The organism is Rhodobacter sp. 24-YEA-8, assembly GCF_900105075.1.
Classification (GTDB): domain Bacteria; phylum Pseudomonadota; class Alphaproteobacteria; order Rhodobacterales; family Rhodobacteraceae; genus Pseudogemmobacter.
On the sequence record NZ_FNSK01000001.1, the window covers coordinates 2,068,934 to 2,087,880 of the forward strand.

Annotated in this window: 14 protein-coding genes; 5 read left to right on the forward strand and 9 right to left on the reverse strand. The window is 62.6% G+C overall.

Features of this window, described 5'->3' with window-relative positions:
• Positions 1 to 23: 23 nt before the first annotated feature.
• Complete coding sequence (locus BLW25_RS10120; protein WP_092898707.1) at positions 24 to 734, reverse strand: FkbM family methyltransferase; 711 nt, start codon at positions 732 to 734, stop codon at positions 24 to 26.
• A gap of 113 nt (positions 735 to 847) precedes the next feature.
• Between BLW25_RS10120 and pth the strand changes: the two genes are divergently transcribed.
• Both pth and BLW25_RS10130 read left to right on the forward strand, forming a co-directional pair.
• Positions 848 to 1,564, forward strand: coding sequence for an aminoacyl-tRNA hydrolase (pth, locus tag BLW25_RS10125; protein ID WP_092898709.1), 717 nt, complete (start codon positions 848 to 850; stop codon positions 1,562 to 1,564).
• A 69-nt stretch (positions 1,565 to 1,633) separates the two neighbouring features.
• Complete coding sequence (locus BLW25_RS10130; RefSeq protein ID WP_092898711.1) at positions 1,634 to 1,918, forward strand: hypothetical protein; 285 nt, start codon at positions 1,634 to 1,636, stop codon at positions 1,916 to 1,918.
• 70 nt (positions 1,919 to 1,988) lie between these two features.
• Here the strand turns inward: BLW25_RS10130 and BLW25_RS10135 are convergent, their stop codons facing one another.
• From BLW25_RS10135 to BLW25_RS10160, 6 genes are all read right to left on the reverse strand, one after another.
• A complete protein-coding gene (locus BLW25_RS10135) occupies positions 1,989 to 3,773 on the reverse strand; it encodes an MFS transporter (RefSeq protein ID WP_216279347.1) in 1,785 nt (594 codons plus the stop codon).
• A gap of 282 nt (positions 3,774 to 4,055) precedes the next feature.
• Positions 4,056 to 4,727 (reverse strand): adenylate kinase, encoded by a 672-nt coding sequence (locus tag BLW25_RS10140; protein ID WP_092898715.1) that lies wholly within the window; start codon positions 4,725 to 4,727, stop codon positions 4,056 to 4,058.
• On the reverse strand, positions 4,724 to 6,688 hold the full coding sequence (acs, locus tag BLW25_RS10145) for an acetate--CoA ligase (protein ID WP_092898717.1): 1,965 nt from the start codon (positions 6,686 to 6,688) through the stop codon (positions 4,724 to 4,726). The genes BLW25_RS10140 and acs overlap by 4 nt, the downstream gene beginning before the upstream one ends.
• Before the next feature lie 458 nt (positions 6,689 to 7,146).
• Positions 7,147 to 9,438, reverse strand: coding sequence for a glycosyl hydrolase family 28-related protein (locus tag BLW25_RS10150; RefSeq protein WP_092898719.1), 2,292 nt, complete (start codon positions 9,436 to 9,438; stop codon positions 7,147 to 7,149).
• 828 nt (positions 9,439 to 10,266) lie between these two features.
• Positions 10,267 to 11,859 (reverse strand): lysine--tRNA ligase, encoded by a 1,593-nt coding sequence (locus tag BLW25_RS10155; RefSeq protein ID WP_092898721.1) that lies wholly within the window; start codon positions 11,857 to 11,859, stop codon positions 10,267 to 10,269.
• Positions 11,860 to 12,028: 169 nt separating this feature from the next.
• A complete protein-coding gene (locus BLW25_RS10160) occupies positions 12,029 to 12,211 on the reverse strand; it encodes a hypothetical protein (RefSeq protein ID WP_092898723.1) in 183 nt (60 codons plus the stop codon).
• A 676-nt stretch (positions 12,212 to 12,887) separates the two neighbouring features.
• Here BLW25_RS10160 and BLW25_RS10170 point away from each other — a divergent pair.
• The gene (locus BLW25_RS10170) at positions 12,888 to 13,313 is read left to right on the forward strand and encodes a tellurite resistance TerB family protein (RefSeq protein WP_092898727.1); all 426 of its coding nucleotides are present in this window, start codon (positions 12,888 to 12,890) and stop codon (positions 13,311 to 13,313) included.
• A 35-nt stretch (positions 13,314 to 13,348) separates the two neighbouring features.
• Here the strand turns inward: BLW25_RS10170 and truA are convergent, their stop codons facing one another.
• A complete protein-coding gene (truA, locus tag BLW25_RS10175) occupies positions 13,349 to 14,122 on the reverse strand; it encodes a tRNA pseudouridine(38-40) synthase TruA (protein WP_092898729.1) in 774 nt (257 codons plus the stop codon).
• Positions 14,123 to 14,213: 91 nt separating this feature from the next.
• Here truA and BLW25_RS10180 point away from each other — a divergent pair, with 91 nt between their 5' ends.
• Entirely contained in the window at positions 14,214 to 15,641 is a 1,428-nt protein-coding gene (locus BLW25_RS10180) for a YcjX family GTP-binding protein (RefSeq protein WP_092898731.1), read from the forward strand.
• Positions 15,638 to 16,639, forward strand: a complete 1,002-nt coding sequence (locus BLW25_RS10185; RefSeq protein WP_092898733.1) for a YcjF family protein — start codon at positions 15,638 to 15,640, stop codon at positions 16,637 to 16,639. The genes BLW25_RS10180 and BLW25_RS10185 overlap by 4 nt, the downstream gene beginning before the upstream one ends.
• Before the next feature lie 123 nt (positions 16,640 to 16,762).
• Here the strand turns inward: BLW25_RS10185 and katG are convergent, their stop codons facing one another.
• Positions 16,763 to 18,940 (reverse strand): catalase/peroxidase HPI, encoded by a 2,178-nt coding sequence (gene katG / locus BLW25_RS10190; protein ID WP_092898735.1) that lies wholly within the window; start codon positions 18,938 to 18,940, stop codon positions 16,763 to 16,765.
• Between the last annotated feature and the right edge of the window lie 7 nt (positions 18,941 to 18,947).

The window sequence follows — 18,947 nt, forward strand, 5'->3', positions numbered from 1 at the left end:
TGTGCTCTGTTTTTGCGCCCGGTTCAGGGGCTGCCAATTCGGCGAAACACCACCGTCGCGCCCCGCGAGCCTTCCGGCTCATAAGCGAAACCCTGACGCGCCAGCGCATCGAAGATCTGCCTTGTGCCCTCTGGTCCGTACAGCGCGGGATGGATCTCGCAGATGATAAGCCGCAGCGCGGCAGGCATGTCAGCGCGCAGGACCTCAAGCTCTGCCCCTTCAATATCGCAGCTGAGGACAGTGGGCTGCAATTCATCAAGCAGGCGTGCCGCAGGCAGCGCGGGAACCTGCGTGACCGGCACCGATTGCGGCAGGTCACGCCCTGCCCTCTGCGCCAGATTTCTGAGAGACGAGGCCCAGAACGCCTGTCGCTGGCAGAATTCGACCTCTGCCGCAGTTTCCCCCTCGCCGGTCACCGCACCATGGATAAGCCGCACCTTGCCAAAGCCATTCTCCTGCAGGTTTTTGCGGGCAAGCCGGATCGTCTTCGGCCCGGCCTCGACCCCTGTTACCGCAACCGCGCCGATCCGACGTGCCGCCAATGCGCAGAGATACCCCATCCCTGCCCCGAAATCGGCGAAACGATCGCCTTCGACAAGGTGGCGCTCTACCGCATCCGCTTCGGTATGTTCATAACGCCCGCTTTCAAGCGCCTTGCCCAGCCCGCCTCTGACAGCCGTCTCGGGCAGCGAAAATTCCATGCCCCGCAGGGTGAAGGTCCGCATCTGGTCCATGACTCCAGCCCTTGGTTGAGGGGAAAGGGCCGTTCGGCTATAGGTCGACCAGTGGCGTGGCCCTGCCCGACATGCCCAGCAGCGCGGTCGCACCCGGAATGATCGGAAACACTATGAAACTCTTTGCAGGCCTTGGCAATCCGGGCGCGAAATACTCGGGAAACCGCCATAATATCGGCTTCATGGCGCTGGAACGGATCGCTGCGGATCACGGCTTTACCCCCTGGCGCAAAGCGTTTCAGGGCGAGGTGTCAGAGGGCCGGCTGGGGCGCGAGAAGGTCATCTTGCTGAAACCCGCGACCTTTATGAACCTCTCGGGTCAGTCGGTGCGGGCGGCGGCGGATTTCTACAGGATCGACCTCGCCGATATCACGGTTTTCCACGATGAGCTGGATCTGGCGCCGGGCAAGCTGAGGGTGAAACAGGGCGGCGGCCATGCGGGGCATAACGGGCTCAGGTCGATCCATGCTCATCTGGGCGAGGCCTATGGCCGGGTCCGGCTCGGGATCGGGCATCCCGGCCATAAGGATGCGGTCGCGCATTATGTGCTGAGTGATTTCAGCAAGGCCGACCAGGCCTGGCTTGATGATCTTCTGCGCGGGATCTCGGACGGTGCGTCCGCCCTGGCCGAGGGCGACAGCACCCGGTTCATGAATGCGGTCAGCCTGCGCACCGCGCCGCCGCGCTCATCTGGCGGGGGGTGTTCCGGCGGCCCGGTGGCAGGCCCCCCGGGCCGCAAGCTGCCGCCCGAGCCAAAACCTGCGCCAAATCCCGAAGTGGAGCCAGATACGCGCAGCGCCATGCAAAAGCTGATGGATCGCTTTCGCTGAACCCTATGAAATCATAGACCAACGGCCTGCTTTGCCTTATCCCGGAACAAGGGAAAAGGGAAAGATATCATGACATTCAGCCAGATCATCGTCTCGCAATTCGCGGATCCGTTCCGCATCATTCTGCTGATCGGCCTCGTCTGGACCATGATGCGCACCCGCGCGGCCAGTGGCACGCTGATCCCGCTTGCCGCCGGGATCGTCTTTGTCGCGGTGCTGATCCCGATGACCCTGACCGCTGCCAGCGAGATCCCGGTGAAAGATCAGATCCTTGCGGGCCTTGTGACGAATACGGTGATCACCGGCATCGTCCTCGGGATCTGGGAAGCGGTGAACCGGGCGCGAAAAGGCTGAACGAAACAGCGGATAAAGGAAAACGGGCCGGGGAAATCCCCGGCCCGTTTCTTTTGTCGCCTGCGTCAGATTACTGGTTCTGATCCGCGAAGATGTCTTTCTTATGCGTGCCGCCCGGGACAAACAGCGCCCCGATCACCACCGTCATCAGTGCGACGACGATGGCATACCACAGACCCGCATAGATGTTGCCGGACTGCGCCGAGATCGCGAAAGCGGTCGCCGGCAGCAGGCCCCCGAACCAGCCATTGCCGATATGATAGGGCAGCGACAGACCGGAATAGCGGATCCGCGTCGGGTAAAGCTCGACCAGCATCGCAGCAATCGGGCCGTAAACCATCGTCACAAGAATGATCAGATAGGTCAGGGTCAGAACGATGGTCAGCTTCTGGGCCGAGAAGATGTCGAAGAAGTTCTTCGCCACCGCCACGGTCTCATTCGGCTGACCTGCAACCGGGTAGCCTGCGGCGCTCAGCGCGTCATTCAGCTCGGTGTCGAAACGCTTCTTCTGGTCCGCCGCATCCGCTGCAACACCCGAATAGCCCTCGATCACAGTTTCGCCGATTTTCACCGAAGCCACGGTTCCGGCAGCGACATCGACGGTCTCAGAATTGGCCGAACGAGCAGTCAGGCCCGCTTTGATGATGTCGCAGCTGTTGGTGAATTTCGCGGTACCAACCGGGTTGAACTGGAACGAGCAGTCAGCCGGGTCGGCGCTCACCACGATCGAGGTCTGATGCGCCGCATAAAGCATCGGGTTCGCGGTCTTGGTCAGGAAACCAAAGACCGGGAAATAGGTGATCGCCGCGATCAGGCAGCCGCCGAGGATGATCGGCTTACGGCCGATCCGGTCCGAAAGGCGACCGAAGAAGATGAAGCCATAGGTGCCGAGGATCAGCGACCAGGCCACAAAGACGTTGGCGGTGAAGCTGTCGACCTTGATCACGTTCTGCACATAGAACAGCGCGTAGAACTGGCCCGAATACCAGACCACAGCCTGGCCCGCGGTCAGACCGAACAGCGCGATCAGAGCAATCTTGCCGTTTTTCCAGTTGCCAAAGGCTTCGCGCAGCGGTGCTTTCGAGGCCGCACCCTCTTCCTTCATCTTCTTGAAGGCAGGCGATTCATTCATCGTCACGCGGATATAGAGCGAAACGAGCAGCAGACCGATCGAGCCGATGAACGGGATCCGCCATCCCCAGGCGTTGAAGGCCTTCATCATCTGCTGGGTGCCATCGGGGTTCAGAACCGGCTGGCTTGCCGCGTCCAGCACCGGCTGGTCGGGGTAATTGCCATTCACATAGCCCTGCACCATCAGGATGACGATCAGCGACAGAAGCAGACCCAGCGTCGCCGTGGTCTGGATGAAAGCGGTGAAATAGCCGCGCTGGTTTTGCGGCGCATGTTCCGCCACATAGACCGCCGCGCCACCATATTCACCGCCAAGCGCCAGACCCTGCAACATGCGCAGGATGATCAGGATGACGGGCGCCGCCACACCCCAGGAGTGGTAGCTCGGCAGGATGCCGACGATGAAGGTCGAGATACCCATGATGAGGATTGTCATCAGGAAGGTGTATTTCCGGCCGACAATGTCGCCCAGCATCCCGAACACCAGCGCGCCGAACGGGCGCACAATGAAGCCCGCCGCAAATGCCAGCAGCGCGAAAACGTTGCGCGTGGCTTCGGGGAACGGCGTGAAGAACTGCGCACCGATGATCGCGGCCAGCGATCCGTAGAGGTAGAAATCATACCATTCAAAGATCGTGCCCGCAGAAGAGGCGAGAATGACCTTCTTCTCTTCCCGGGTCATGGGGCGTGAGCGGTCGCGCACGTCCGGTGTTGATGCTGCCATCTGGCTTCCTCCATGTCTGCCGCCCGTTCCGGGCCGGCCTCTCCCTGTTTCCCCCGCCCCCGCACCAGAAAAGGCGCAAAGACAAACCGACGCCCGAAAGCGTCATGCGCCCGGGCGGTCACCGGCAGATCACCCCCTTACCCGGGGCCCCTGCCAGCCGGCCCCTGGCGGGTCCGGCGGTTTTTGCTGGTGAGCGGCAGCCGGGCTTGCGTGCCCTGATCCTCTGCCGGCCACTCCCTTATCCGATCACCGGGGGCCCTCCTCCGCCCGGAAACCGGTACTTCAGACCGCAACCCGGCCGGTGATCCGGCCAAGCGAAGCGGTCACCTCGGCGATGGGTTGCATCGCGTCGATCTTTTCCAGCACGCCCTTCGCCCCGTAAAAGGCGATCAGCGGGGCGGTCTGGGCGTGATAGGCCTTCAGCCTTTCGCGCACGGTGATGTCATTGTCATCGGTGCGGCGTTTCATCTCTGTGCCGCCGCATTTGTCGCAACTCCCGGCATGAGCGGGCTTGCGAAACGTGTCGTGATATCCCTCGCCGCAGGATCCGCAGGTGTAGCGGCCCGAAACCCTCTCCACCATCGCCTCGTCATCGACCTCAAGGCTCACCGCCGCCGTGATCCGCCGCCCCTGCACCGCCAGCAGCTGGTCCAGCGCCGCCGCCTGGGCCTGGGTCCGCGGAAAGCCGTCCAGGATGATCCCCTTGCCGCAATCAGGCTGCGCCATACGGTCCTTCAGGATCGCCAGCACGATCTCATCCGAGACCAGCGCGCCGGCCTCCATCACAGCTTTCGCGGCAAGGCCCGCGGGCGTGCCGGCGCTCACCGCGGCGCGCAGCATATCGCCGGTAGAGAGCTGGACGAGGCCATGCTCCTCTTCCAGCATCCTGGCCTGGGTGCCTTTGCCTGCACCGGGGGGGCCGAGAAGGATCAGAACCGGGATCTCGCGGGTCATCCCTTGTTCATCCTGTTCTCAATAAGGTCTTCGACGACGGTCGGGTCCGCGAGGGTTGAGGTATCCCCGAGGGCGGCAAAATCGTTTTCGGCGATTTTGCGCAGGATGCGGCGCATGATCTTGCCGGAACGCGTCTTCGGCAGGCCCGGGGCGAACTGGATCAGGTCGGGTTTTGCGATCGGGCCGATCTCGGCGCGGACCCAGGCCTCCAGCTCGCGCTTCAGCTCGGGGGTCGGCGTCACCCCGTTCATCAGCGTGACATAGGCATAGATGCCCTGCCCCTTGAGGTCATGCGGATAGCCGACAACTGCCGCTTCGGCGACCTTCTCATGCGCGACAAGAGCGGATTCCACCTCTGCCGTGCCCATCCGGTGGCCGGAGACGTTAATGACATCATCGACACGGCCGGTAATCCAGTAATAGCCATCCGCATCGCGACGGCAGCCGTCGCCCGTAAAATAATACCCTTTATACTGGCTGAAATAAGCCTCTTCAAATCGCGCGTGATCCCCCCAGAGCGTCCGCATCTGCCCGGGCCAGCTGTCGCTGATGCACAGCACGCCCTCGCATTCGGTTTCGCTCAGCTCTGCCCCGGTCTGCGGGTCGAGCACCACCGGCTTCACCCCGAAAAACGGCACCGTCGCCGAGCCGGGCTTCGTCGCCACAGCCCCCGGCAAGGGCGTCAGCATATGGCCGCCGGTCTCGGTCTGCCAGAAAGTGTCGACGATCGGCAGTTTCCCTTTTCCAACATATTTGTCGTACCAGGCCCAGGCTTCGGGGTTGATAGGTTCACCAACCGAGCCAAGCAGCTTCAGAGACGACAGGTCGTGACGTTCGACAAATTCCGGCCCCATCCCCATCAGCGACCGGATCGCGGTCGGCGCGGTGTAGAACTGGTTGACCCGGTGTTTGGCGCAGACCTCCCAGAAACGGCCGGCATCGGGCCAGGTCGGCACGCCTTCGAACATCAGCGTGGTGCCGCCATTCGCCAGCGGCCCATAGACGATATAGCTGTGGCCGGTGACCCAGCCGACATCGGCCGTGCACCAGTAAATATCGCCGTCATGATAGTCGAACGTATATTGATGCGTCATCGCGGCATAGGTGAGATAGCCGCCCGATGTATGCACCACGCCCTTCGGCTTGCCGGTCGAGCCGGACGTATAGAGGATGAACAAAGGATCCTCGGCACCGACCTCGACATAGGGGCAATAGGGCTTCGCCTCGGCCATTTCCGCCAGCAGGTCGAAATCGCGGCCCGAGACCCAGGAGGTCTGCTCGCCCGTGCGTTTCACCACCAGGCATTTCACCCGGTCCGAACAATGCAAAAGCGCCTTATCGGTATTGTCCTTGAGCCCGGTCTTCTTGCCGGCGCGCGGTGCCCAGTCGGCGGTGATGACGAGCTTCGCCTCGGAATCATTGATCCGGTTCGCCAGGGCATCCGGGGAAAACCCCCCGAAAACAACGGAATGCACCGCGCCAAGCCGGGCGCAGGCCAGCATCGCATAGGCCGCCTCGGGGATCATCGGCAGATAAAGCACGACGCGGTCGCCCTTTTTCACGCCATGCGATTTCAGCACATTGGCCATGCGCGAGACCTGCTCGAGCAGCGCGCGATAGGTGATATGTTGCGCCGGTTCTTTCGGATCATCCGGCTCCCAGATGATCGCGGTCTGCTCCGCCCGGTCGATCAGATGGCGGTCGATGCAATTCGCCGCCACATTCAGCGAGCCGTCGCCAAACCAGCGGATCGAGATATTCCCCGGCGCGAAACTGGTCTCTTTCACCGTGCTATAGGGCTGGATCCAGTCCAGACGAAGCCCCTCACGCCCCCAGAACGCATCAGGAGACGCAACCGATTCGCCATAAAGACGCGCGTAACCCGCAGCATCAACATGCGCACCCGCCGAAAATTCCAATGATGGCGCGCGGCCCCCGCGCGGATCGGGCTGGTCTTTCATGGCATCCTCTCCCCCTGGTCTTCTGGCAAACACGGCCGCAACCATCTGCTTCACCACATCACGGGACCCGCCCGGCTCACGGTGAACCTCTCCCGATCGCAGCTTAACGCGAGGTGAATTTTTACGTAACCCCTGTTAGCACAATCATTTTTCTGTAAATTTTTTCACCATAATCATGTCAATAGTGTAAATCTACACAGGCACCGCCACAAGTTTGACATTTTCTTTCAACACCCTGGCCGTTCACAGCTTTGCGAGCGGGCGTGAAGAACCGGCCTTCTCCGGCTGAAAAACAGCGAAACAACCCGCCGCCCGGAAAGATCCTTTCCGGATTCAACATTGGCCACGCAAGAAAATGATTCGCACACCTGGCCTGCCAATCACCCGCCACGGCGCCCCGCCGCGCATGACAAAAGGGCGGCCCAAAGGCCGCCCTTTCCCGGCAGCAAAGCCCGCGCTCAGGTCGGCAGATCCATCCGCATCGTCACCACGGCACGGCCCTTCACGGCTTCGCCCCAGCGCAGCTGCACCTGATTGCCCCCCGGCCCCTGCCCCGGCACGGCGATGGGCGAAATATAGCGCTGCACATTCGCGGCATTGGACACGGAAGTCTCGGGCTGCGCCGCCTCGACCATACGGATACGGCCGCCAAAGGGGATAAAGGCCGAGGCATCCACCGTCCAGGTATCGGCATTGGTGTTCTGCACATGCTGCACCACCACCGGGTTCGAGATCGACTGCGCCACCTGGTTATAGGTATTGGCCGAGACCCGCACATCGCGTGAGCGGGTGAAATCCAGCGTGGAATGCGTGGTATCAACCCGGTCCACCCGGTCAATCGTGGCGTTGAACACCCGGAACATATTGTTTTCCATACAGAACCCGTTCAGGAAATGCCCGGGCCCATAGGGTTTCACCACCACCCAGCGAAAGGCCGAAGAGACATCCGAGGCAATGAAGATATTGCCGACGATGTTCAGCCCGCCGAATGAGAACTCATTGTTGAATTCGGGAGCCGCATCATGCTCATTGCCCCATTCGATAAAGCAGTTGTCGATGTAATTGCCGGTCACCACTGTCGCCACATTGGTCTGGGTAAAGACGATCCCGGCCAGCCTTACCCCCGCCGCCATGTCATCCCCCTGAAAGAAATGGTTCGACTGGATCATATGCGAGGTGCCGTTCATCACCGCGAAATGGCGGAAACGGACGACGCGGTTGTTCCTCAGCTTGACGTCATTGGCGTTGACGTTCATCGCGATGGTGGTGCGGTTTTGCGCCGGAAGCGATTGCTCGTCTGACAGGAACTGGCAGTAATCGACATGCATACCCTGGCAACCGGTCCCGGACGAGGAAATGCCGCGATCTTTCGGGCGGTTGAAAGTGCAATTCTCGAACCGGTTGACCGAACCTGCCGCTGGCATCATCACGCCCGAGGCAATCCCAAGGCAGTTGAATTCGATATCATGGATCTCGAAGCGATTCAGCAGCGAAAATCCCCCGAAATCAAGCATATACTTGAATCTCCGGAAGGAATAGGTGCGGGTCCCGGCAGCCGCGAATAACGGCTCAGACAGTTCGATCCAGCCCGCGCCCACGTTTTTCGAGCGCACATAGACCTCACGCCCGACGCCCGCCCCCTCGACCAGCGCGCCAATCGGGATATTGGCGACATTGGTCACCGAGGTCAGCCGGGTGTGATGTGTCGAAGGTGTATAGGTGCCAACCGAGGTGAAACTCTCGCTATTCCAGGCGGTGGAGCTTACCGCATTCAGCGATCCGTTCCTGAGCACCCGGCGATTGGCAAAGCTGGTCTGGCCTGACAAAAGCGAGACATCGACCGGCGCGGCGAGATCGACCCGACGCCCGGACAGGTCAAAGGTGACATGGTCATTGAAGTAGAACAGCGCCTGCAACGCGCGCCGGAATCCTTCGGTATCGTCACCAAAGGCGCGTGAATAGCTCTCCAGATCGAAATTCCGGGTCAATACCAGCCGGTTCGCCGCCGGCACCCTCACCGTGCCGACAAAGCGGATCGGAGAGCTGACCGTCAGATTGCCCTGGATCGGATAGACCCCGGTCGGCACCAGAATAGTACGGCCGCCCGCCGCCGCATCGGCGCGCTGAAACGCCGCCATGTCATTGGCAACGCCATCGCCCAGCGCGCCGTGATCCCTCACATCGACCACATCTGTCAGATCCCGCAGCCAGAACGAGGTGACATCCTCGATCACGATATCGTCGATCCGCACCGTGCCGCCATTCGGGCCGGTCAGATCGAGACCGAAATGCGCAAAGACCGGCAGATGCCCCCAGACAAGATCCACCCCGGGCCGGTTCCCCGCGCCGATAATCGCCTGGACCGTGACCACTTCACCATAAGAAGACAGACCCACCGCCGTGGCGGTCTGGGCCACCGATCCCACATTCGCCCCTGCGGCAGTTCCGGCCCAGGCCGCGATCCTGACCGCCGGCAGGTTCCCCGAGACCGCCTTGATCCGCACAGTCACCCGCAAATACATATCCGGGCGCAGGGGCGTCTGCGCGAAAGCCCGGATCCGCTGCGTGGCCGTGGTCTTCATCAATTCGAAACAGCCGCCGAAATCCTGGTCATTGCCAACCAGTGCCGCGCCAGCCACCCCGGTATAAGACGCATCCCCCGGCCGCCCGTTCGCTGATGACCAGTTCGCCAGCCCCGCAGCAAATGGCAATGGCATCAAAGCCAGCCCCTCGGTAATCGCCTTGTTCATTGTCGCACCCCGCCTGGATCATCACCGGCGCCGGACCAGTCCCGCGCCAGACCCCGAGTGAGTTACTAAGGAAGCGTTAACCCCGGCTCATACCGCCGCGCGCCGCGTCACCAGCCGCCGCAACAACAACCTGGCCAAAGCCCCCTCTTCCTCTTGTCTTGGCAGGGTGCTGATTTATCGCCTGCGCGGCGCGCGTCTTTTCTCAGATGCGGGATCTGTTTGTTCATCTGTTCTGGCTGAGGGCCCCGGACGGTTTCCGGAATCTTTTTCTGAATATGCCCGGAATCAGCTTTGGCAGTCTGGTGAGATTTCTGGCGGCCAGCGCCAGAATGACGCGGGCGCGTGCCCGCTCACTGCCGCGACAGGCATGGCTGGCTGGTCATCAGCGTGACATTAGAGGCGGGCGCTCACTCTTTGGCCGAAAGCTTGTCATCCACACCCGGGCTTTCACTTGTGTGGCATCTGCAGGGAAGAGGTCGTCCTACAAAAGCGGCCTCACCCGCGATGGGCCGGAATGGCAGCCATGACCTTGCGCGACATCCCTGTGCTCAGAAGCCGCCAGCGGTTCATGGAGCAAACAGCCCGCCCGGTCAGGGACATCAGCCCCGAGGGCCAGGAACCATCGAAACAGCAGGTTTTACTGCAACGAGCGACGCGCAGACGCCCGTTCCTTCAGAACAGCATCGCTGAACAGCGAACCGGGCGTCTCGTCCATGCCCCGCATCGCCACCCCCGCCATCGACTTGCGAGGGTGACACATGATCCAGATGCCGCGGCGAGACCCGACGAAATCAGCGCCCTGACAAATACTGCCGCCGGTGGCGCAGATCAGCCAACCAGCTCTCCGGCCAGCGCCCGGTCGATCAGCGCAATTGATTCCGACACCCCGTAAAGCGCGACAAAGCCGCCAAAACGCGGGCCCTCGGATGCGCCCAGCAGCACCTCGTAAAGCGCCCTGAACCAGTCACGCAGCGGATCGAAGCCATGATCCTTGCCGACCGCATAGACGATGGTCTGCAGCGCCTCATCCTCGGCCTGACCATCTTCCGGCCCGGCAAAAGCCGCCAGCCGTCCGCGCAGATCAAGGATCGCGGCGCGCTCCGTGTCAGATGGCAGGCGGAACACCCGGTTCGGCGCGATCTTGTCCTGGAAGTAGCGCAGCGCGAACCCCGCCGCCGCATCCAGATCCGGGTTGGTCTCAGGCGAGGCCTCGGGCGCATAGCGGCGGATAAAGCCCCAAAGCCCGGCCGCATCCTTGGCCCCTGCGACGGAGGCAAGGTTCAGAAGCATGGCAAACGGCACCACCATCGTCGATTTCGGCGGCTTGCCGTTATGGATATGCCAGACCGGATTATTGACCTGCTGCTCAACCGTCTGATCCGGGAAAGCTTTCAGCTGCTGGTGATATTCGTCAACAGCCTTGGGGATCACATCCCACCACAGCCGCTTGGCCGTTTTGGGCTTTTGATACATGAAGTAAGACAGGCTCTCGGCCGAGGCATAGGTCAGCCATTCGTCAATCGTCAGCCCGTTGCCCTTGGACTTCGAGATCTTCTGACCTTCGAAATCAAGGAACAGCTCATAGGTGAAATGGTTGGGCTTTTTGCCCCCCAGCACCTCACAGATGCCGTCATAGATCGGCGTATTGGTCGAATGGTCTTTGCCATACATCTCGAAATCGACGTCAAGCTCGGCCCAACGTGCACCGAAATCGGGCTTCCATTGCAGCTTCACATTGCCACCGGTCACCGGCAGCGTCCATTCGCGCCCATCCTCATCGTCAAAGGTGATCGTGTGGTTCACCTTGTCGATGGATTTCATCGGCACATACAGCACCCGACCCGTTTCCGGATGGATCGGCAGGAAGCAGCTATAGGTCTGCTGCCGCTCTTCGCGCAAAGAGGCCAGCATGATCGCCATGATCTCGTCATAGCGCTCGACACAAAGCTTCAGCGTCGCGTCGAACAGCCCCGCCCCGTAGAATTCCGTCGAGGAGATGAATTCATATTCGAACCCGAACGTGTCGAGAAACCGGCGCAGCATGGCGTTGTTATGAGCGCCAAAGCTCTCATACTCGCCAAACGGGTCCGGAACGCTCGTCAGCGGCTTCTGGATATTGGCCTTCAGCAGATCCTGCTGCGGCACATTTTCCGGCACTTTGCGCATCCCGTCGAGATCGTCGGAAAAACAGATCAGCCGCGTCGGGATGTCCGAGATCGCTTCAAAGGCGCGGCGGATCATCGTGGTGCGCGCAACCTCGCCGAAGGTGCCGATATGGGGCAGGCCCGACGGACCGTAGCCGGTCTCGAACAGCACATAGCCCTTTTCCGGCGCCTTCTTCTCATAACGTTTGAGCAGCGCGCGGGCCTCTTCGAAAGGCCAGGCTTTCGACTTCATCGCCGCATCGCGGAGCTCAGACATGAGAATTTCCTTATCTGTGACCATCGGCGCCAGTGCCGACGGGAAGCCCCGCTCTATTGCCGCAGGCAGTTTTCGTCAATGTGCCGGGCGGCACTGCGCGCATCTTTGCCCCGATATAAGGTGGCATCTCGACGCCTTTCCCCTGCAATCCCTGTCAGCTCAATCCCCGTCACCCGCGCGCGGCGCTTTGACCGGCAGCATGATCGCAGACCTGGATCTCCCAATCCTCTCGCGTGACGCGCCCCCTGAAGCCTTCAGGCTTGTCATTATCCAGGGCGATTTCAGATATGGTCCAGGCGGCGACCAGGTCAAAGTAGGAATAGCCAGGCTTGTGGCGCAGATCCTCAGACATCGGGCTGACGCCCCTGATCAGCTGCCTTCAGCGAATCTGAGTTTACCGGCCTGAACCGGGGTCGAAGTCCGGACAGTGCAGGCCGCCAGATCGGCACGGGCATCGGCCAGCGCATCGAGGACCCAATCAGGGCCGCATGTAACAGCAGCACCCGGATCTTTCCAGAAAGCCCCCAATCCCGACACATCATGACTGTCCTTCCAGACCACTGAATGAGTCTGATTTGCGGAACTGTTTTCTTTAAACAGGGTTCGATGTGGCCAGGTATGCGAGGAAGCATGTAGATGGCAGCACGGCGTTTGGCCTGGCAATCCGCCGGGGTCAGCTCCGCTTGGGCCTGAACCTCGGGGATCGCGCTCACCGCCGCCCCGGTCCCGACAAATGTGCCGACCCGCCAGCTTGTCCAGCGCGACCAAAACGCCAGCGCGCCAATGCCCGGCACAAGAGCCGGACTACCAGGCGGCTTGCGCAGATCAGCCGCGCGAGGCGTGTCATGTCGGCGAGATTCCGTAGCGATCCCAGGCGAATGAGGGGAGAGGCCCAGGCCGGCGTCTCCCCCGGCGGCGCTGAGCCTGACTGAGACGTTGGACTTGCCGCGAAAGGCGGCAACGATTAGCTTCGCCGTTGAAAAAACTGACCTTGCGCAAATACCTGCGCAGACTTCGGAGTGAGTGACTTGCCGCAGACCGCCCCCCCTTCGTTGTCGGCCCAGGACGCCCTCGTCGCCGTGATGATCGCCTGTTCGGCCTCGGACCAGAACATGCGCACGGCCGAGCTGGTGGCAATTCAGAGCATGGTCAACCTGATGCCGGTTTTCTCGGGCTATGATACCGACCGGATGCGGCGCGTGTCGCAGACGGTCTTTGACCTTTTCGAAGAAGAAGACGGGCTTGATGCGTTTTTCGGCCTGATCCGCGATGCCCTGCCCGAACGGCTGCATGAGACCGCCTATGCGCTGGCCTGTGATGTGGTCACCGCAGACGGGCGCCACAGCCAGGAAGAACTCCGGATGCTTGAAGAGCTGCGCGAGGAACTCCGGATCGACCGCCTCCATGCCGCCGCGATCGAATGGGCGGCGCGGGTGCGGCATTTGCGGGCCTGAACAGGCGAAATCGCCCGGGTGTCCTCCGGGCGATCTCAGCCCCCGAACGGATCCGTCGGATAGCCAACTCCGGTCAGATAGAGACCCTCGGGCGGGCAGACCGGGCCACAGGCGGCGCGGTCTCTGGCCTCCAGGGCCTCTTTCACACGGGCGGGCGGCCAGCCTCCTGCCCCCACCCGCTCCAGCGTGCCAACCACCGAGCGGACCTGATTGTGCAGGAAGCTGCGGGCGCGCAGGTAAAAGCGGAATTCCTGCCCCCCCGCGCAGGGGAATTCCTCGATCGAGATCTCATCGATCGTCTTCACCGGGCTTTGCGCCTGGCACATGGTCGACCGGAAGGTGGTGAAGTCATGGAGCCCGATCAGATGCGCAGCCCCGGCCCGCATCGCTTCGAGATCCAGCGCTCCCCGCACCTGCCACACAAGCCCCGCCTCCAGCACCACCGGCGCGCGCCGGGCCATCAGGCGAAACATATAGCGCCGTTCCAGCGCCGAAAACCGCGCATGGAAATCGGGTTCCACCCGCGCGCAGGCGGTGATCGCCACCGGCTGTGGTCTCAGATGCCAGTTGAGTGCCTCGCACAGGCGAAAGGGCTCCCAGTCTTTCGCAAGATCGGCATGGGCCACCTGCCCCGTCGCGTGAACGCCCGCATCGGTGCGGCCGGCGGCGGCGATGCGATGCTCGCCCGGTTCCAGCTTTGCCAGGGCCTCTTCAATCGCCTGCTGTACCGAAGGCTGCCCCCCCGCCTGGCGCTGCCAGCCGTTGAACGGAGCCCCGTTATACTCGATCCTGAATGCAAAGCGCGCCATTCCCGCCGCTTAGCCCAGATGCACCCCTTCGTCCACCTTCCCAAGCAGCAAGGCGCGCCCTATCTTCCGTCCGACAGAACAGGGGGCGGGTTTGGCACTTTTCGGCATCACCGACGGCATCGCACGCGGGATCGATCAGACCCAGGCGGGGATCTCCGGCCTCTTGTTCGAACCCGTGCTGCGGCTGGGCGTCACCGGCCTGTCACGCGCCGGGAAGACCGTCTTCATCACCTCGCTGATCGCCAATCTTCTGCACCGGGGCCGGATGCTGCAACTGAGCGCCGCGCGCGACGGGCGGATCGAGACCGTCCATCTGCAACCGCAACCCGACCTGACGCTGCCGCGCTTCGATTATGAGACACATCTTGCGGCGCTGACCGGCGATGACCCACGCTGGCCGGCCTCGACCCGCTCGATCTCCGAGCTGCGCCTGTCGTTTCGCACCCGTCCCTCGGGATGGTTCGCGGGGTTTCGGGGGCCTCAGATCCTGCATCTGGATATTGTGGATTATCCCGGCGAATGGCTGCTGGATCTGGCTCTGATGGAAAAAACCTTCGCCACCTGGTCCGAGGATACCCTTGCACTGGTGGCGAAACGGGCGCCCCGCCTGCCCGAGGCGCGCGATTTTCTGGCGCTGGCCCGGGCCGAAGATGGCGCGCTGGCGCTGGACGAGGCCCGGTTGCAACTGCTGGCGACGGGCTTCACACGCTATCTGACCGCCGCCCGTGCCGCCGGCTGGTCGGATTGCACTCCGGGCCGGTTTTTGCTGCCCGGGGATCTCGCCGGCTCGCCCGTCCTGACCTTCGCCCCGATCCCCGAGCCGTCAGAAGCCGGGCGCGGATCGCTCTGGCGCGAGATGGTGCGACGGTTCGAGGGCTATAAGGCGAAGGTGGTGACGCCGTTCTTCCGCGACCATTTTTCCCGTGTTGATCGTCAGATCGTGCTGATGGATGTGCTGGGCGCGCTCCATCAGGGGCCGCAGGCGGTGGAGGATCTGCGGAAGGTCATGGCCGAGGTGCTGACCGCCTTTCGCGTCGGGCGCGCCTCCTGGCTGTCGTCGCTGATCGGGGCCAGGCGGGTGGCCAAAATCCTTTTCGCAGCGACCCGCGCCGACCATCTGCATCATGAACAGCACCCTGCCCTGACCGCCATCACCGAGGCGCTGGTCGCCGATGCGAAAGGGCGCGCCGAATTTGCCGGGGCCGAGGTAGCGGCTTTGTCGCTCGCAAGCCTGCGCGCCACGGTTGAAGAGACCGTGGAACGTGGCGGCGTCCCGCTGCCCGCCGTGCGCGGGCGGCTTCTGACCAGCGGAAAACAGGCGGTTATGTATCCCGGCGCGCTGCCCGCAGATCCGGCGCGGATCCTGTCTCCTGCGCGCGAGGGTGCGGCGGACTGGCTCGATGCGGAATTCGGCATGATGGAATTCGCGCCCGCGCGGCTTTCGCTGAAACCGGGCGACGGACCACCACATATCCGCCTCGACCGCGCTGTCGAATTTCTGATCGGAGACCGGCTGTGACCCAATCCCCCCACCGCCCCTTTGTCGAGGAAATCCATGCGGATGACATCCCCGAGGCCGATCCTGGTGCAGCGCCTCCGATCAGTGATCTGCCCGGGGCGGATCTCATGCTGGAGCAGCTGGCGCGCGCTGCCGGGGCGCGTCGTTCGCGCCTGACGCGTGCCGCGATCTGGGTGTTTTCAACGCTTTTCACCTTTGTTCTCGGCGTGGCGGCCTGGGACTTCACCGCCTCGCTTTTCACGCGCAATGCGGTTCTGGGCTGGATCGCCTTTGTGCTGATCGCGCTGGCGGTTCTGATCGCGCTGATCATGGCCGCGCGCGAGGCAATGGGTTTTGCCCGGATCGCGCGGCTTGACCATCTGCGCGCCCGCGCCGTTTCCGCGCATGTGAATGCCGATCTGAAGGCCGCACGCAGCGTAACCGGCAGCATCACCGACCTTTATGGCGCGCGCGCCGAGGCCGCCTGGGGGCTGAAACGGTTTGAGGAACATCAGGCCGAGGTGCTGGATGCCGATGCGGTGCTGGCCCTGGCCGAGACCGAGATCCTCGCGCCGCTCGACGCTGCCGCGCGGGCCGAAATCGAGGCCGCTGCGCGGCGCGTCGCGCTGGTGACCGCGCTTGTGCCGCTGGCTTTGGCGGATGTCGCGGCGGTTCTTTATTCCAATCTCGCGATGATCCGGCGGATCGCGATGATCTATGGTGGCCGGTCGGGCACTCTGGGCAGCTGGAGCCTTTTGCGCCGGGTGTTTTCCTCGCTGCTGGCGGCGGGGGCGGTCTCGCTTGCGGATGATCTGATGGGATCGGTGGCAGGCGGCGGGGTGCTGTCAAAACTGTCGCGCCGCTTTGGCGAGGGGGTGGTCAATGGCGCGCTGACGGCCCGGATCGGGGTGGCCGCAATGGAGCAATGCCGGCCATTGCCGTTTCGTGGCCTGCCCCGGCCCGGGGTTTCGGGGCTGGTGTCGCGGGCGCTTGCAGGGCTGATCCCGCGCGGGGGGTGACTGTTGCGCGCATTGGGGCGCTGCCCCCGTCTGCCTTTGGCAGACTCCCCCGGGATATTTAAGGACAGATGAAAGACGCAGAAAAAGGCCCCGGAAGACGTTTCCGGGGCCTTTTGTTTCGTATCAGGCTTTCAGGTCGAAACGGTCGCCGTTCATCACCCTGACCCAGGCTTTGACGAAGTCCTGGACCAGCTTTTCCTTGTTGTCGTCCTGGGCATAAACTTCGGCAATCGCGCGCAGGATCGAGTTCGAGCCGAAGACGAGGTCAACGCGGGTGGCCGAGTAAACCTTCGCACCGGTCTTGCGGTCCTGGATCTCATAGGTCGATTTCGACACCGGCACCCATTTGAACGCCATATCGGTCAGCGTGGCGAAGAAGTCGTTCGTGAGCGCGCCCGGGGTCTGCGTGAAGACACCATGCGCAGAACCAGCATGGTTCGCGCCGATCACCCGCAGCCCGCCCAGAAGGACGGTCATTTCCGGCGCGCTCAGACCCATCAGCTGGGCCCGGTCAAGCAGGAGCTCCTCGGGAGAGACGGTGTAATCGGCTTTGACCCAGTTGCGGAAGCCGTCATGGATCGGCTCCAGCGGCTCGAAGCTTTCCGCATCGGTCTGGGCGTCGGTTGCATCACCACGGCCCGGCGCGAAAGGGACCTCGACAGTAAAACCAGCCGCTTTCGCGGCCTGTTCCACGCCGACACCGCCCGCCAGCACGATCACATCGGCGAGGCTCGCGCCTGCGGCCTGCGCAATCGGGTCAAGCACCGAGAGGACGCGCGCAAGACGGGCGGGCTCGTTGCCTTCCCAGTCTTTTTGCGGCGCGAGCCGGATGCGGGCCCCGTTCGCACCGCCGCGATTGTCGGAATGGCGGAAGGTACGCGCGGAATCCCAGGCGGTGGCCACCAGATCCTGGACCGAAAGGCCGGAGGCAGCGATTTTGGCCTTCAGCCCGGCCACGTCATAGCCGGTCGCCCCTGCCGGGACCGGGTCCTGCCAGATCAGGTCTTCCGCCGGCACATCCGGGCCGACATAGCGCGATTTAGGGCCGAGATCGCGATGGGTCAGCTTGAACCAGGCGCGGGCGAAGACTTCGGAGAAATAGGCCTGGTCTTCTTTGAACCGGAGCGAGATCTCGCGGTAGCCCGGATCGACCCGCAGCGCCATATCGGCATCCGTCATCATCGGCATGACACGGATCGACGGGTCTTCCACATCGACCGGCTTGTCTTCTTCAAGGATCGAGACCGGCTCCCACTGATGCGCACCGGCGGGCGTCGTCACGATATGCCATTCATGTTTGAAGAGCATCTCGAAGAAACCGTTGTCCCACTGCGTCGGATGGGTGGTCCAGGCGCCTTCCAGCCCCGACACGACCGTGTCGCGCCCCACGCCGCGCCCATTGGTATTGATCCAGCCAAGGCCCTGGAATTCCGGGCCGGCCGCTTCCGGATCGGGTGAAAGATTTGCCGCCGAGCCATTCCCATGGCATTTGCCGATCGTATGGCCGCCCGCGGTCAGCGCAACGGTTTCCTCGTCATTCATCGCCATGCGCGAGAAGGTCTCGCGCATCTGCGCCGCCGTCTTCAGCGGGTCCGAAACGCCGTTGACCCCTTCCGGGTTCACATAGATCAGGCCCATCTGCACCGCCGCCAGCGGGTTTTCCAGCGTGGCCGGGGTGGCGACATCGCCATAGCGGCCATCCGAGGGCGCAAGCCACTCTTTTTCAGACCCCCAATAGGTGTCTTTCTCGGGATGCCAGATGTCTTCCCGGCCAAAGGCGAAGCCGAAGGTCTTCAGACCGGCAACCTCATAGGCAATCGTGCCGGCCAGCAGGATCAGGTCAGCCCAGGAAACAGCATTGCCGTATTTCTTTTTAATCGGCCACAGCAGACGCCGGCCCTTGTCGGTATTGACGTTGTCGGGCCAGGAGTTCAGCGGCGCAAACCGCTGGTTGCCGGTATTGCCGCCGCCGCGCCCGTCGGTCACACGGTAAGACCCCGCCATATGCCAGGCGGTGCGGGCGAACATGCCGACATAGGAGCCGTAATCTGCCGGCCACCAGTCCTGGCTGTCATTCATCAGGGCGCGCAGATCGGCCTTCAGGGCTTCGACATCAAGGGTTTTCAGGGCCTCGCGATAGCTGAAACTCTGCCCCAGCGGATTGGTTTTGGTATCCTGCTGGCTGAGAATGTCGAGGTTCAGCGCATTCGGCCACCAGGCCATCACGCTTTGGCCCAGCTCGGTATTCGCCCCATGGATCACCGGGCATTTGCCACCCGACTTCACATCATTTCCGTCCATTTTTTTC

Coding starts and splice junctions, on each gene's coding strand:
- acs (WP_092898717.1), bottom strand. CDS start 6,688: ATGAAAGACCAGCCCGATCCGCGCGGGGGCCGCGCGCCATCATTGGAA.
- katG (WP_092898735.1), bottom strand. CDS start 18,940: ATGGACGGAAATGATGTGAAGTCGGGTGGCAAATGCCCGGTGATCCAT.
- BLW25_RS10150 (WP_092898719.1), bottom strand. CDS start 9,438: ATGAACAAGGCGATTACCGAGGGGCTGGCTTTGATGCCATTGCCATTT.
- BLW25_RS10140 (WP_092898715.1), bottom strand. CDS start 4,727: ATGACCCGCGAGATCCCGGTTCTGATCCTTCTCGGCCCCCCCGGTGCA.
- BLW25_RS10135 (WP_216279347.1), bottom strand. CDS start 3,773: ATGGCAGCATCAACACCGGACGTGCGCGACCGCTCACGCCCCATGACC.
- BLW25_RS10120 (WP_092898707.1), bottom strand. CDS start 734: ATGGACCAGATGCGGACCTTCACCCTGCGGGGCATGGAATTTTCGCTG.
- BLW25_RS10160 (WP_092898723.1), bottom strand. CDS start 12,211: ATGTCTGAGGATCTGCGCCACAAGCCTGGCTATTCCTACTTTGACCTG.
- pth (WP_092898709.1), top strand. CDS start 848: ATGAAACTCTTTGCAGGCCTTGGCAATCCGGGCGCGAAATACTCGGGA.
- truA (WP_092898729.1), bottom strand. CDS start 14,122: ATGGCGCGCTTTGCATTCAGGATCGAGTATAACGGGGCTCCGTTCAAC.
- BLW25_RS10155 (WP_092898721.1), bottom strand. CDS start 11,859: ATGTCTGAGCTCCGCGATGCGGCGATGAAGTCGAAAGCCTGGCCTTTC.
- BLW25_RS10130 (WP_092898711.1), top strand. CDS start 1,634: ATGACATTCAGCCAGATCATCGTCTCGCAATTCGCGGATCCGTTCCGC.